At 68.6% G+C, this 14,554-nt stretch carries 13 protein-coding genes; 7 read left to right on the top strand and 6 right to left on the bottom strand.

Translation table 11 applies throughout. From position 1 onward, the window contains the following. The first annotated feature begins 52 nt into the window (after nucleotides 1-52). Entirely contained in the window at nucleotides 53-1,306 is a 1,254-nt protein-coding gene (locus tag I5803_RS09490; protein WP_196986125.1) for a lipoprotein-releasing ABC transporter permease subunit, read from the top strand. Continuing rightward, the gene (lolD, locus tag I5803_RS09485) at nucleotides 1,299-1,985 is read left to right on the top strand and encodes a lipoprotein-releasing ABC transporter ATP-binding protein LolD (RefSeq protein ID WP_196986124.1); all 687 of its coding nucleotides are present in this window, start codon (nucleotides 1,299-1,301) and stop codon (nucleotides 1,983-1,985) included. The genes I5803_RS09490 and lolD overlap by 8 nt, the downstream gene beginning before the upstream one ends. On the opposite strand, the gene I5803_RS09480 is transcribed toward lolD, so the two are convergent. From I5803_RS09480 to I5803_RS09460, 5 genes are read right to left on the bottom strand one after another with little or no spacing between them, the layout of a single operon-like run. Next, the gene (locus I5803_RS09480; protein ID WP_196986123.1) at nucleotides 1,982-3,862 is read right to left on the bottom strand and encodes an O-linked N-acetylglucosamine transferase, SPINDLY family protein; all 1,881 of its coding nucleotides are present in this window, start codon (nucleotides 3,860-3,862) and stop codon (nucleotides 1,982-1,984) included. The two genes, lolD and I5803_RS09480, sit on opposite strands and share 4 nt — an antisense overlap. Next, nucleotides 3,841-4,881, bottom strand: coding sequence for a VWA domain-containing protein (locus I5803_RS09475; protein WP_196986122.1), 1,041 nt, complete (start codon nucleotides 4,879-4,881; stop codon nucleotides 3,841-3,843). The genes I5803_RS09480 and I5803_RS09475 overlap by 22 nt, the downstream gene beginning before the upstream one ends. 55 nt (nucleotides 4,882-4,936) lie before the next feature. Next, entirely contained in the window at nucleotides 4,937-5,935 is a 999-nt protein-coding gene (locus I5803_RS09470) for a DUF58 domain-containing protein (RefSeq protein WP_196986121.1), read from the bottom strand. Further along, complete coding sequence (locus tag I5803_RS09465) at nucleotides 5,916-6,923, bottom strand: AAA family ATPase (protein ID WP_196986120.1); 1,008 nt, start codon at nucleotides 6,921-6,923, stop codon at nucleotides 5,916-5,918. Before I5803_RS09465 ends, I5803_RS09470 begins: the two co-directional genes overlap by 20 nt. Nucleotides 6,924-6,966: 43 nt before the next feature. Beyond that, complete coding sequence (locus I5803_RS09460) at nucleotides 6,967-7,968, bottom strand: S1C family serine protease (RefSeq protein ID WP_196986119.1); 1,002 nt, start codon at nucleotides 7,966-7,968, stop codon at nucleotides 6,967-6,969. Nucleotides 7,969-8,078: 110 nt separating this feature from the next. On the opposite strand from I5803_RS09460, the gene I5803_RS09455 reads away from it, so the two are divergent. Then, nucleotides 8,079-8,912: a TatD family hydrolase gene (locus I5803_RS09455; protein ID WP_196986118.1), complete on the top strand. Its 834-nt coding sequence runs from the start codon at nucleotides 8,079-8,081 to the stop codon at nucleotides 8,910-8,912. A gap of 8 nt (nucleotides 8,913-8,920) precedes the next feature. Here the strand turns inward: I5803_RS09455 and I5803_RS09450 are convergent, their stop codons facing one another. Beyond that, on the bottom strand, nucleotides 8,921-9,742 hold the full coding sequence (locus I5803_RS09450; RefSeq protein WP_196986117.1) for a mechanosensitive ion channel family protein: 822 nt from the start codon (nucleotides 9,740-9,742) through the stop codon (nucleotides 8,921-8,923). Nucleotides 9,743-9,791: 49 nt separating this feature from the next. On the opposite strand from I5803_RS09450, the gene I5803_RS09445 reads away from it, so the two are divergent. The 4 genes from I5803_RS09445 (at nucleotide 9,792) to I5803_RS09430 (ending at nucleotide 14,494) form a co-directional block, all read left to right on the top strand. Further along, entirely contained in the window at nucleotides 9,792-10,556 is a 765-nt protein-coding gene (locus I5803_RS09445; RefSeq protein ID WP_196986116.1) for a class I SAM-dependent methyltransferase, read from the top strand. Further along, a complete protein-coding gene (tfpB, locus tag I5803_RS09440; protein ID WP_196986115.1) occupies nucleotides 10,553-12,349 on the top strand; it encodes a type IV pilus assembly ATPase TfpB in 1,797 nt (598 codons plus the stop codon). Before I5803_RS09445 ends, tfpB begins: the two co-directional genes overlap by 4 nt. A gap of 128 nt (nucleotides 12,350-12,477) precedes the next feature. Continuing rightward, the gene (locus I5803_RS09435; RefSeq protein ID WP_196986114.1) at nucleotides 12,478-12,966 is read left to right on the top strand and encodes a tripartite tricarboxylate transporter TctB family protein; all 489 of its coding nucleotides are present in this window, start codon (nucleotides 12,478-12,480) and stop codon (nucleotides 12,964-12,966) included. A 16-nt stretch (nucleotides 12,967-12,982) separates the two neighbouring features. Further along, complete coding sequence (locus tag I5803_RS09430) at nucleotides 12,983-14,494, top strand: tripartite tricarboxylate transporter permease (RefSeq protein WP_196986113.1); 1,512 nt, start codon at nucleotides 12,983-12,985, stop codon at nucleotides 14,492-14,494. The last annotated feature ends 60 nt before the right edge of the window (nucleotides 14,495-14,554 follow it).

The raw sequence follows: 14,554 nt of genomic DNA, 5'->3' as shown, positions 1-14,554 counted from the left end.
TGTCGGGGATGCCACAATCTGGCCCAACAATAAGCAGGGCTTGCCCTCATCCATGCGAATCCCTTACGAACTGGCCCTGGGCTGGCGCTACACCCGCGCAGGCCGCGCCACCCGGCGCAACGGCTTCATCTCCTTCATCTCCGGCGTGTCCATGCTCGGCATCGCGCTGGGCGTGGCGGCGCTCATCATCGTGCTGTCGGTGATGAACGGCTTCCAGAAGGAAGTGCGCGACCGGATGCTGGGCGTGGTGTCGCACATCGAAGTGTTCGGCCCCGGCGGGGGCATGCTGCCGGATGCGAATCGCACGATCGCGGAGGCGAAGAAGAATCCGCAGGTCGTCGGCGCCGCAACTTTCGTCTCGGCCCAGGCCCTGCTCGCGCGGGGCGAGGACATGCGCGGCGTGATGGTGCGCGGCATCGACCCCGCGCATGAAGCCGAGGTGACCGACATCGCCGCGAGCATGCAGCCGGTGCTCGACAAGCTGGTGGCCGGCCAATTCGGCGTGGTGCTGGGCGTCGAGCTCGCGCGGGCCCTCGGCGTGCGCACCGGCGACCCGGTCACCCTGATCGCGCCCAGCGGCCAGGTCACCCCGGCCGGCGTCGTGCCGCGCCTGAAACAGATGACGGTGGTCGGCACCTTCGATTCGGGCCACTTCGAATACGACAGCGCGCTCGCGATGCTGCACCAGGACGACGCGGCGAAAATCTTCCGCTACGAAGGCCCGACGGGCATCCGCCTGAAGCTCAAGGACCTGCACCAGGCGCCCGAGGTGGCCGCCGAGCTGGGCCGCACGCTCACCGGCGAAGTGCTGATCCGCGACTGGACGCGGCAGAACCGGACCTGGTTCGCGGCGGTGCAGGTCGAAAAGCGCATGATGTTCATCATCCTCACCCTGATCGTCGCCGTGGCCGCGTTCAACCTCGTGAGCACGCTCGTGATGACGGTGACCGACAAGCGCGCCGACATCGCGATCCTGCGCACGCTCGGCGCGAGCCCCGCCAGCATCATGGGGATCTTCGTCGTGCAGGGCGCCGCGGTGGGCGTCATCGGCACCTTCGCCGGCCTGATGCTGGGCCTGGGGATCGCCTACAACATCGATGTGATCGTGCCGGCGCTGGAGCAACTGTTCCACGCGAGCTTCCTGCCCAAGGACATCTACCTGATCAGCCGCATGCCCAGCGACCCGCAGCGATCGGACATCCTGCCGATCGCCGTCATCTCGCTGGTGCTCGCTTTCGTGGCGACGATCTATCCGAGCTGGCGCGCGAGCCGCGTCAACCCCGCGGAGGCCCTGCGTTATGAGTGAGCCGATGAGCGACTACGTGCTGCGCGCCAAGGGGCTTACCAAGCGTTTCAGCGAAGGCGGACTCGACGTCGAGGTGCTGCGTGGCGTCGACATCGAAGTGCGCAAGGGCGAGACGGTCGCGATCGTCGGTGCGTCCGGCTCGGGCAAGAGCACGATGCTGCACCTGCTCGGCGGCCTCGACGCACCCACCTCGGGCACTGTCGAACTGATGGGGCACGAATTCACGCGACTGGACGCCGCCGCGCAGGGCAAGCTGCGCAACCGGCACCTGGGCTTTGTCTACCAGTTCCACCACTTGCTGCCTGAGTTCAGCGCCCTGGACAACGTCGGCATGCCGCTTCGCATCCGCCGCGACTCGCCGGAAGATTGCGCGCGCGTTGCGAAGCAGACGCTGGAGTCCGTGGGCCTCGGCCACCGCATCGGCCACCGGCCGGCGGAGCTATCGGGCGGTGAACGCCAGCGCGTCGCGATCGCGCGCGCGCTGGTCGCGAACCCGGCCTGCGTGATGGCGGACGAGCCCACCGGCAACCTCGACCGCGGCACCGCCGACATCGTGTTCGACCTGATGCTCAAGCTCGCGCGCGAGCGCGGCACGGCGTTCGTGATGGTGACGCACGACGAGACGCTGGCCGCGCGCTGCGGCCGGCAGCTGCGGCTCAACAGCGGATCGCTGGTCTAGCGCGCCAGCGCCATCTCGCGCAGCGCCTGCGTGAAGTCGCGCGCGAACAGGGCCGCGTCGAAGAGCGGCGTGCCCGCCACCCGCTCCCGCAAACCGCCCCGCAGCTTCGCGAGCGCGTGGATGTCCGAGCAGAACGCCTGCGCCTTTTGCAGGTAGTCGCCCTCGTCCTTCGCGATCCACCCATCGAGCCCGGCCGCATGCAGCAGGCTTGCGCCCTGGCGCGACAGCATGCGGTCGCCCGCGAGCGTGAGGGTGGGCACGCCCATCCACAGCGCCTCGCAGGTGGTCGTGCCGCCCGGGTAGGGGAAGGTGTCGAGGATCATGTCGACCTTGGAATGCGCCCGCAGGTACGCGAGCCGCGACGTGCGCCCGTGCATCGCGACGCGGCCGTCGTCGATTCCCGCGGCCCGCAGGCGCCGCATCAGCTGCTCGCGCGCGCCGGCGTCGCCGAGCTGCCCGTTCTGCAGGCGCAGGTGCGAACCGGGCACGGCCCGCATCGCGCGCGACCAGGCCGCCAGGACCGCGTCGCCGATCTTGCCGAGGTTCTGGAAGCTGCCGAAGGTGATGTGGCCGTTGGCGAGCGCGGGCAGTGCCGCCACGGGGGGCGCATCGCCCGGCGGCCGGAAGCACAGGCGCGTGCGCGGCAGCAGCCCGATGCGCTCGGTGTAGTGCGTCTCCTCGCCCGGCGCGATGCTCGCCGCGTCGGCCAGCAGCCAGTCCATCTGCTCGACGCCCGTCGTCGCGAAGTACCCGAGCCAGGTGGCCTGGATGGGCGCGGGCCGGTACGCGAACACGCAGAGGCGGTTGTACGCGGTGTGCCCGGCAAGGTCGATCAGCACGTCGATGCCGTCGGCATGGATCAGCCGTGCCGCGGCTTCGTCGTCCAGCCGCGCGATCTCGCGCCACTGCGCGAAGTACGGGCGCATGCTGTCGCTGAGCGAATCGCGCCGCATCACCGTGGGATAGGCGTACGCCGTCACTTCGGCCGGGTCGAGGTGCTCGAGCAGGCCCTCCAGGAAATAGCCGACCGGGTGCTGGCGCAGGTCGCCGCTCACGAAGCCCACGCGCAGCGGGCGGCGCGCCGGGACTTCGCCCTGGACGGTGAACGGGATGCCGCGGGCGCGCTTGGAGGCGAAGCGGCCGAACGCCATGGCCGCCGCCTTGAAATCGGAGGGCGTGACCGAGGGGTCGTGGTTCAGCGCCAGCAGCAGGTTGCTGCGCGCGCCGGCGAATCCGGGGTCGAGTTCGACGGCGCTGCGGTACGCGGCCTGCGCTTCGGCGTGGCGGCCTTGTTCCTTCAGCAGGTTGCCCAGGTTGCTGTGGATCGCGCCCCGGTTCGGCTGCAGCGCCAGCGCCCGCAGGTAGTGCCGCTCCGCACCGCTCACGTCGCCGAGGTCGGACAGCGTGTTGCCGAGGTTGCTGTGCGCCTCCGCGAAGTCCGGCCGGTGCGAGATCGCCTCCTCGTAGCGCCGCCGCGCCTCGGGCATGCGGTGCGCGTCGCGCAGCAGGTTGCCCAGGTGGTTGAGCGCATCGGCCGGCTCGCGCAAAAGCGGCACGGCCTGTTCGATGCAGGCGATCGCCTCTTCGAGCTGCCCGGCCTGCACCAGCGCATTGGCGAGGTTGTAGCGCGCCTCGCCGTCGCGCGGCAGCAACTGCACCGCGCGCCGCTTCGCCTCCAGCGCCTCCTGCGGTTTGCCGAGCGCGGCGCACGCGACGCCGAGCGCCTTCCACAGGAAGCCTTCCTTCGGGTGGGCCGCGACGAGCCGCCGGGTGGCGGCCTCGAGGTCTGCGTGGCGTCCTTCCCTGTGCAGCTGCGCCAGTTGGGCAGCCGCCCCGCGCGGCAGGCTCTGGGGCGCTACAGGATCCGGTTGAACCATAGGAGCGACAGGCCGGCCGACAGCAGCGCGAGCACGGCGGCGGCCATGGCAAGCAATGCGGAGATTTCGGTTTCCTTTTTCTCCACGGTCAGGCGCGAGCTCAGGGTCTCGTAGACCTTCTTCAGGTCGCCGGCGGTGCCGGCGTAGTAGTACTCCGCGCTCGTCTTGTTGGCGATCGCTTTCAGGGTTTCCTCGTCCAGCCGCACGCGCATCGACCAGCCCTCGAAGCCGATGGTCTCGCCGTCCACGGTGCCGATGCCCACGGTGTAGACGCGCACGCCCCGGTCCGCGGCGAGCTTCGCGGCCTCCAGCGGGTCCACGCCGGTGGTGCGCTGGCCGTCGGTGAGCATGATGATCGCGGCGGACGTGTACGAGCCCGGTGCGACGGGCACGAAGTCCTTCTTTTCCTTCTTGTCGCCGTCGATCGCGAAGCCGCGCTGGCGCTCGCGGCCCGACTGCAGCGATTGCAGGTCGATGCCCGCATCGGGAAAGAGGGTCGCCAGCGAAATCACGATCGCGTTGCCCGTGGCCGTGGCGCGCTGCAGCTGGAAGCGGTCGATCGCGGTGACGAGGTCTTCGCGGTTCACCGTGGGCAGCTGCGCCACCTGCGCCGAGCCGGCGAAGGCGACGATGCCGACCTTCACGTTGCGCGGCAGCTCGCTGATGAAGGACTTGGCGGCGTTCTGCGCGGCGACGATGCGGCTGGGCTGCACGTCGGTCGCGCGCATGCTGCCCGAGACGTCCATCGCGAGGATGATGGTCTGCTGGTTCGACGGCAGGGTGACGACCGCCACCGGGCGCGCGGCCGCGATGAGCATCGCGGCCATCGCGAGCAGGAAGAGCGCAGGCGGGATGTGCCGGCGCACGGTCTGCCCCGCGCCCATCGCCTCGCGCACGATCGAGAGCGACGCGTAGCGCAGCGCCATCTTCTTCTTGCGCCGCAGCAGCCAGACGTACAGCAGCACGAGCACGGGCAGTGCCAGCAGCAGCCACAGGAATTCGGGCCAGAGAAAGTTCACGGGAAAACCTCCGCTCCGCGAGCTGCGGTATTCGCCTTGGGAGCGGCCCGGCGGCTCATGCGGCGCGCCTCAGGTGATGCGGCAGCCCGCCGCCGGCGGCCAGGCGGATGCGGCGCTTGCGCATGTCCGCGAAGCGCACGACCGCGTCGACCAGGTCGCCGTCGGTGGACAGCTCGAGCGCGTCGACGCCGGCCTTGACGAAGGATTCGCGCAGCTCGGCTTCGCGCTGCGCGGCGACGCGCGCGAAGCGCTTGCGAAAGCCCGCGTCGTGCGTGTCCACGAGCAGCTGCTCGCCGGTTTCGGAATCGCGGATGGTGAGCAGGCCGAGGTCGGGCAGCTCGAGTTCCAGCGGATCGAGCACGCGCACCGCCACCACCTCGTGCCGTTGCGCGAGCAGGGCGAGCGGGCGTTCCCAGCCGGGTTCGCTGATGAAGTCGGAGACCACGAACACGGTGGAGCGGCGCTTGATCGTGCCGGCCGCCGATTCGAGGAGGTCGGAAAGGCGCGTGACGCCGCTTTCGGCCGCCGCGGGCCGGGCCTGGAGGCTGTGCAGCACGTGCAGCACATGCCGGCGGCCGCCGCGCGTGGGGATGACGGTGTCCACGCCGCTGCCGTAGAGCATGGCGCCGACGCGGTTGCCGTGGCGCGTGAGCAGCCGCGCGATGACGGCGACGAATTCCGCCGACACGCCGCGCTTGCGCTGCTCGCCCGAGCCGAAGTCCACCGAGGGGCTGAGGTCCACGAGGAACCAGGCGGCCATCTCGCGGTCTTCCGTGAAGACGCGCACGTGCGGCACCTGCAGTCGCGCGGTGACGTTCCAGTCGATGTGGCGCACGTCGTCGTGGTGCTGGTATTCGCGCAGGTCGGCGAGGTCCAGGCCGCTGCCGCGCATCAGCGTGCGGTAGTTGCCCTGCAGCAGGCCGTCGAGCCGCCGGATGACGGTCCACTCCAGCCGGCGCAGCACCGTCTCCGCGCCCGGCACCGGCGCGCTCGCGGGCGCGGCGCCCGGCACCGCGTCCCCGCTCCGCGAAGTTCTACGCCACCAGCTTTTCATGTTCGAGCGGCTTCGGCGGTGAGGGAATCTTGGCCATGATCTTCGCGACGAGCGCATCGGCGGACAGGCCCTCCGACAGCGCTTCGTAGGACATCACCAGGCGGTGGCGCAGCACGTCGGGCACGAGGTCGGTCATGTCTTCAGGCAGCGCGTAGGTGCGGCCGCGCAGCATCGCCAGGGCGCGCGCGCCTTCGGTCAGGTTGATCGTCGCGCGGGGGCTCGCGCCGAAGGTGAGGTATTTGCCGATCTCCTTGAGCCCATGCTTGTCGGGATCGCGCGTCGCGGACACGAGCCGCACCGCGTATTGCACGAGCGACGGGTCCACGTAGACGCGCCGGCACTCGCGCTGCAGCGCGGCGAGCTGCTCGGTCGTCGCGACCGCGCTCACCTCGACCGCCGGGCCGGTGACGCGTTCGACGATCACGAATTCCTCCTCGTCGGTCGGGTAGTCGACGAGCACCTTCATCATGAAGCGGTCCACCTGCGCCTCGGGAAGGGGGTAGGTGCCTTCGGTCTCGATCGGGTTCTGCGTGGCCATCACGAGGAAGGGGCTGGGCACCTTGTGCGTCTCGCCGGCGATCGTCACCTGCCGCTCCTGCATCACCTCCAGCAGCGCGCTCTGCACCTTCGCGGGGGCGCGGTTGATCTCGTCGGCCAGCAGCAGGTTGGTGAACACCGGGCCGAGCGCAGTGCTGAAGTCGCCCGTCTTCTGGTTGTAGATGCGCGTGCCCACGAGGTCCGCGGGAACGAGGTCGGGAGTGAACTGGATGCGCTTGAATTGCCCGCGGACCGTGCTCGCCAGCGTCTTCACGGTGAGCGTCTTGGCCAGGCCCGGCACGCCTTCCACGAGCAGGTGCCCCTGCGCGAGGATCGCGACCATCACGCGTTCGAGGAATCGGTCCTGCCCGACCACGACGCGCTTGACCTCGTAGAGGATCTGCTCCATCAGCTGGGCGGTGTCGCTGTCCTGGCGTGTGGTGGGTTCCATGGAGGCGGTGGTCCTTGCGAAAGAAATGGGTATGGCGTGGCCGTCAGAACGGCGGCAGGCCGGCGGCGGTGGCGGCGTTCTCGATCGGCACGGCAAAGCCGATGCCGAGGAAGGTGCGCGCCGAGGTCGGGTTCAGGATGGCCGTGACGATGCCCACGACTTCCCCGTCCATGGTGACCAGCGGCCCCCCGGAGTTGCCGGGGTTGGCGGCGGCGTCGAACTGGATCAGGTTGTTCATCTCCTGCTTGCCCTCGGGCGAGCGGAACGCGCGTTTCAGGCCGGACACCACGCCGCCGGAGGCGGACGGCCCGATGCCGAAGGGAAAGCCCACGGCCATCACCTTGTCGCCGGGACGCAGGTCCGCGGTGGAGCGCATGGTGGCGGCGATCATGTCGTCTGGAATCTTCGAGGCCTGCAGCACCGCGAGGTCGTTCTCCGGCTGCGCGCCGGTGACGGTGGCCGAGGCTTCCAGGCCGTCGGAGAAGATCACCTTGATGCGGTCCGCGCCGGAGACGACGTGCAGGTTGGTGAGGATCACGCCCTTGTCGATGATGACGACGCCGGTGCCCACGCCCTGCTCGACTTCCTCGTCTTCCGCGGCGGGCGTGGCGGTTCCGGGCGGCACGGCCGGGCCCAGGGGCTTGGGCTTGGGCGTGGCCTTGGCGCCCGCCTTGGGCTTTTCGGACTCATCCTTGAGCCGGCTCTTCTTCACGTAGCTCACCACCCGCACGACCGAAGGCAGGATGTTTTCGTAGGCCTTGGCGTATTCGGAGGGAAGCGTTTCCTTCTCGAGGGTCTTGAGCACCGCGGCGTCGATGTCTTCCTGCGTGAGGCGGCGCTGGCTGCCGTGCTGGTTGTGCCAGGTGCTGAAGGCGAGCGCGGCGGCGAGCAGGACGATCGCGGCCCACAGCAAGCGCGTGCCGGCATGGGCGAAGCGGGAGGGGCGGGCCGGAGCCGCCGGAACCGGCGCAGCCTCGCCTTCGGGAACCTGCGCCTGGGCGGAGCGGTCCGGTCGGCTGGAGCTGTAGAGAGCTGGCCTTCGCATGCGTTCACCTATCGAAAACAAGATCGCGAGAGTGAAATGACACGGTATCACGGTTTGCGCCCGCATGCACGTGCGTGACCCCGCGCCCGTCATGCGGGCATGATGGGCGCATGCCCGCATGGATCGACACCCATTGCCACCTGGACGCGCTGGAGTTCGCCGCCGACACGGCCGCCATGCGCGCGCGCGCGTCGCGCGCCGGCGTGGTGCATTGCATCCTGCCGGCCGTGGCCGTGTCGAATTTCACGGCGGTGTGCGAGCTCGCACATGCGCACGGCGACAGCTACGCGCTCGGCATCCATCCGCTGTGCACGGGCGATGCGCGCGACGAAGACATCGAGACGCTCGATCGCGCGCTCGCGGCGGCGGCGGGCGATCCGCGCCTGGTCGCCGTCGGGGAGATCGGCCTGGATTATTTCGTTCCCGGGCTCGATCCGGCGCGGCAGGAGAAGTTCTATGCCGCGCAGCTCGACCTCGCGCGGCGGCACGGCCTTCCGGTGTTGCTGCATGTGCGGCGCTCGGCGGACAAGCTGCTCAAGCACCTGCGCGCGGGTGGCGTGCGGGGCATCGCGCATGCGTTCAACGGCAGCGCACAACAGGCGAACGAATTCATCCGCCTGGGCTTCAAGCTGGGCTTCGGCGGCACGGTGACCTTCGACCGCGCGTTGCAGATCCGCCGGCTCGCCGCGGAATTGCCGCTGGAATCGATCGTGATGGAAACCGATTCGCCCGACATCCCCCCGCACTGGCTTTACAGGACGGCCGACGAGCGCGCGCAGGGGCAGCCGCAGGGCCGCAACGAACCGGCGGAATTGCCGCGCATCGCGGCTGAGCTGGCGTCGTTGCGGGGAATCGAGGTGGAGGAACTGGCGGCGGCTACGTCCAGGAATGCGGTCGAGGCGCTGCCCAAGCTGGCACAGGTGGTGGAGCTGGGCAGGCTTTGACCGTGGAGCTATTTCATGTCGGCCAGCGCCCGCTGCACCGTCGGCGTTTCCGGCACCGGGTAGCCCGCGGCGCCGAAGGTGTCGACGATCGCCTTGTGCGTGTCGAAGTACACCTGCCAGTAGTTGTCCGTATGCGTGTACGGCCGCACCGCCAGCAGCGGGCCTTCAGGCGTGAACTGCAGGATCTGCACTTCGGGCGCCGGGTCTTTCGACACGTTGGGGATCTTTTCCAGCGCTGTCTTCAGGCGCGCGATCGCATCGTGCACGTCCACGCTGTTCGCGACCTTGGCGGTGGTGTCCACGCGGCGCGCGGGGAGGGTGCTGAAATTCTGGATCGTGTCCGACAGCACCTTGTTGTTGCCCACCAGCGCGACCACGCCGTCGCCCATGACGAGCGTCGTGCCGAAGAGGCCCAGCTCCGTCACCTTGCCGTTGACGCCGCCGATGATCACGTGGTCGCCCAGCTTGTAGGGCCGCAGCACCTGCAGGAAGATGCCGGCGGCGAAGTGCGTGAGCAGCCCGCCCCACGCGGTGCCGATCGCGATGCCCGCGCCGGCGAGGAGGGCGGCGAACGAGGTGGTCTTCACCCCGAAGACCTCCAGCACCGCCAGCACGAGCAGGATGTTCAGGCCCATCGACAACGCGGCGCTGAGATAGCCCGCGAGCGTCGCGTCGATGTGCCGGCCGCGCTTGAGCGCCGCGAGCGCGAGGCGGCGAATCCATCCGATCACCCATCGGCCCACGATCCAGACGGCGATCGCGCCCAGCACCTTCAGCCCGAAATCGACACCCTGCGTGCCGAGGAAACTCCACATGACTTCCGTATTCATCTTCGCTCCGCTGCTTTGGACAGCCGGCATTCTCCGATAATGCGCGCCAGTGAAACATAGTCCGCCCGCACTCCCCGAAGTCAACTTCTCCGACCACGGCGACGTCCGCTACCTGCACCTGGGCACCGAGTGGGTGCAGGGGTCGATGTGGCTGGACAAGCCCTTCGACATCCACCTCGAGTACGTGCAGCGGATGATGGCCTGGCTGCTCTTCGTCGAGCCCGCATCGGTGGCGTCGCGCCACGCGATGCAGCTGGGCCTCGGGTCCGCCGCGCTCACCAAGTTCTGCCGGCGCAAGCTGCGGATGAAGACGACCGCCATCGAGCTGAACCCGCAAGTCGTGGCCGCATGCCGCCTCTGGTTCAAGCTGCCGGCGGACGACGCGAAGCTCTCCGTCGTGCTCGGCGACGCGGCGGAAGTTGCCGCGCACGCGCACTGGCGCGGGCAGGTCGATGCGCTGCAGGTGGATCTCTACGACCACGAGGCGGCCGCGCCGGTGCTGGACAGCGCGGAGTTCTATGCCGACTGCCGCGCGCTCCTGACCGGGGACGGCTGCATGACGGTGAACCTCTTCGGGCGCTCGTCGAGCTATCCGGAGAGCCTCGCGAAGATCGTGGCGGCCTTCGGCGCCGACGCGGTCTGGGCCTTCCGGCCCACGCGCGAAGGCAACACCATCGTGCTCGCCCTGCGCGAGCCGCAACACCCGGTGCGCGGGGAGCTTGCCGAACGCGCCGAAACCATCGAAACTCGTTGGGGCCTTCCCGCACGCAAGTGGTTGCGCGTGTTCAAGCCCGCCACCTCCGCCGACGCATGAGCACCGCCGCCAAACCCAAAGTCATCCCCGCCGCCCGCACGCCGCACCACGGTCCCATCGACTGGCGCCGCCTCGTCGAGTGGCTGAGCCACGACGCGATGATCTCTCCCGACGAAGCGCGGCGCACGATCGCGCGCTGCTCCCAGGCCGAGAGCGCGCAGCATCCGCTGGTGCGGCTCGCCGCCGTCGCGATGGCTCGCGCGAGCGACGGCAAGCCGCTGGACATCGAGACCCTCACCCAGTGGCTGGCGGCGCGCGCGGGGCTGGACCACCTGCGCATCGACCCGCTCAAGGTCGACGTGGGCAAGGTCGCGGACACCATGAGCGCGGCCTACGCCGAGCGGCATCGCGTGCTGCCGGTGCAGGTGACGGCCGCCGAAGTGGTGGTCGCGACGGCCGAACCCTTCATCACCGACTGGGTCGCGGAGGTGGAGCGCCAGTCGCGCCGCAGCGTGCGGCGGGTCGTCGCCAACCCGGTGGACATCCACCGCTACACGGCGGAATTCTTCGCCCTGGCCAAGTCGGTGCGCGCGGCGCAGAAGGCCGGGGGCAACGCGGGCGCCGCGAGCTTCGAGCAGCTCGTCGAACTCAACAAGACAAACAAGCAGCTCGACGCGAACGACCAGGGCGTGGTGCAGGTGGTCGACTGGCTGTGGACCTACGCCTTCGACCAGCGCGCGAGCGACATCCACCTGGAGCCGCGGCGCGAGCAGGGCGTGATCCGCTTCCGCATCGACGGCATCCTCCACCCGGTCTACCAGATGCCCCTGGGCGTGCTCAATGCGATGACGGCGCGCATCAAGCTGCTCGGCCGCATGGACGTGGTCGAGAAGCGCCGCCCGCAGGACGGCCGCATCAAGACGCGCAACCCGCGCGGCGACGAGATCGAGATGCGCCTTTCCACCTTGCCCACCGCATTCGGCGAGAAGATGGTGATGCGCATCTTCGACCCCGACACCGCGGTGAAGGACCTCGATGCGCTCGGCTTCGCGCAGCACGACGCCGCGCGCTGGGAGGCGCTGGTGAAGCGCCCGCACGGCATCGTCCTCGTGACCGGGCCGACCGGCTCCGGCAAGACCAGCACGCTCTATTCGACGCTCAAGCGCCTCGCCACCGAGGAGGTGAACGTGAGCACGGTGGAAGACCCGATCGAGATGATCGAGCCGGCCTTCAACCAGACGCAGGTGCAGCCACAGCTGGACTTCGGGTTCGCGGAAGGGCTGCGTGCGCTGATGCGGCAGGACCCGGACATCCTCATGGTCGGCGAAATCCGCGACCTGGAAACCGCGGAGATGGCGGTGCAGGCGGCGCTCACGGGCCACCTCGTCTTCTCCACGCTGCACACGAACGACGCGCCCTCGGCGATCACGCGCCTGATGGAGCTCGGCGTGCCGGCCTACCTCATCAATGCCACCATGCTGGGCGTGCTCGCGCAGCGCCTCGTGCGGACGCTGTGCAAGCAGTGCCGCCAGCCCGACGACGAAGCGTCGCGCGAAGCGCTGGACGCAGCCATCAAGCCCTGGAAGATCAACGGCGGCTACACGCCCTACAAGCCCGTGGGTTGCGTGGATTGCCGGATGACCGGCTTCATGGGCCGCATGGGGCTGTACGAACTGCTGACCGTCAGCGACGCCTTCAAGCAGAAGCTCGGCCAGGAGCCGGGCATGGATGCGCTGCGCAAGCAGGCGGTCACCGACGGCATGCGCCCGCTGCGCCTTGCTGGTGCATTGCGGGTCGCCGAAGGGCTCACGACACTGGAAGAAGTGTTGACGGCGACCCCGCCGCTGGATTGAAATCCGGTCCCAGGCTGAGTGGGGCCTAACTGCGGCCTGACCGGAAGCTGTAGGTGTAACCCACAACGGTGGGCCGCGAGATTGCACCCACAATGCGCCATCGAAATCCTTCCCGAGGAGACAACACCGTGAAAATCAAGAGTCAGCAAGACTTCTTTTCCGGCCTCATGTTCATGACGGTCGGCATCGCCTTCGCGTGGGGCGCCACTACCTACAACATCGGCGAGGGCGCCCGCATGGGGCCCGGGTACTTCCCGCTGATGCTGGGCATCCTGCTCACGGGCCTCGGGGGCTTCATCGTCTTCGAATCGCTGGTGGTGGAAACCGAGGATGGCGAGAAGATCGGGTCTTGGGCGTGGCGGCCGCTGGGCTTCATCATCGCGGCCAACCTGGTGTTCGGCATCCTGCTGGGCGGACTGCCGAGCATCAAGCTGCCCGCCATGGGCATGATCGTCGGCATCTACGCACTGACCTTCATCGCCAGCCTCGCCGGCGACGAATTCAGTTTCAAGGAAAACATCGTCCTGGCGACCCTCCTGGCCATCGGCAGCTACCTTGCGTTCATCGTCCTCCTGAAACTGCAGTTCCAGGTGTGGCCCTCGTTCATCACGGGCTGAAACAAGGATCAAGAAAATGGATCTCATCTCCAACCTCGCGATCGGCTTCGGCGTCGCTTTCACCCCGATCAACCTGCTGTATTGCTTCATCGGCTGCCTGCTGGGCACGCTGATCGGCGTGCTGCCCGGCATCGGCCCGGTGGCCACCATCGCGATGCTGCTGCCCGCCACGTACGCGCTGCCGCCCGTGTCGGCGCTGATCATGCTGGCCGGCATCTACTACGGCGCGCAATACGGCGGCTCCACCACCGCCATCCTGGTGAACCTGCCGGGGGAATCCTCGTCGGTGGTGACCGTGATCGACGGCTACCAGATGGCGCGGCAGGGGCGGGCCGGCCCGGCGCTGGCGGCGGCGGGCCTGGGCTCGTTCTTCGCCGGCTGCGTCGGCACGCTGATCCTCGCGGCTTTCGCCGCGCCCCTGACCGAAGTCGCGTTCAAGTTCGGTCCCGCCGAATACTTCTCGCTGATGATCCTGGGCCTGATCGGTGCGGTGGTGCTGGCATCCGGCTCGCTCATCAAGGCCATCGCGATGATCGTGCTGGGCCTGCTGCTCGGCCTGATCGGCACCGATGTGAATTCCGGCGTCGCGCGCTACTCGTTCGACATTCCTGAGCTCACCGACGGCATCGGCTTCATCACCATCGCCATGGGCGTGTTCGGGTATGGCGAGATCATCAGCAACCTCTCCAAGTCCGCCGAGCACCGCGAGGTCTTCACGGGCAAGGTGAAGGGCCTGTTCCCCACCAAGGAAGACTTCAAGCGCATGATTCCCGCCGTGCTGCGCGGCACGGCCCTGGGCTCCGCGCTGGGCATCCTGCCCGGCGGCGGCGCGCTGCTGGCCGCCTTCGCCGCCTACACGGTGGAAAAGAAGACCAAGCTGCAACCCGGCGAAGTGCCGTTCGGCAAGGGCAACATCCGCGGTGTGGCGGCGCCCGAGTCGGCCAACAACGCCGGCGCGCAGACGTCCTTCATCCCGCTGCTCACGCTGGGCATCCCGCCCAACGCCGTGATGGCGCTGATGGTGGGCGCGATGACGATCCACAACATCCAGCCGGGCCCGCAGGTGATGACCAGCAACCCGCAGCTGTTTTGGGGCCTCATCGTGTCGATGTGGCTGGGCAACCTGATGCTCATCATCCTGAACCTGCCGCTGATCGGCATGTGGATCAAGCTGCTGACGGTGCCTTACCGCTGGCTGTTCCCCGCCATCGTCCTGTTCTGCGCGATCGGCGTGTATTCCACCAACAACAACACCTTCGACGTGTGGATGGTCGGCATCTTCGGCGTGGTCGGCTACGCCTTCATCAAGCTCGGATGCGAACCCGCGCCGCTGCTGCTCGGCTTCATCCTCGGCCCGATGATGGAGGAGAACCTGCGGCGCGCGCTGCTGCTGTCGCGCGGCGACTGGAGCGTGTTCGTCACGCGCCCGCTGTCGGCCGGTCTCCTGGCTGCCGCGCTGCTGCTGGTGATCATCGTGGCGCTGCCGTCGATCAAGGCCAAGCGCGAAGAGGCTTTCGTCGAGGATTGACGCCAGGGCTCCTTCCGCAAAAAGCCGCCTTCGGGCGGCTTTTTTTTAGCGCGACAATGG

This window comes from Caenimonas aquaedulcis (genome assembly GCF_015831345.1).
GTDB lineage: Bacteria > Pseudomonadota > Gammaproteobacteria > Burkholderiales > Burkholderiaceae_C > Ramlibacter > Ramlibacter aquaedulcis.
Note: the sequence above shows the minus strand (reverse complement) of the source record. Positions and strands in the feature narration are given on the sequence as shown.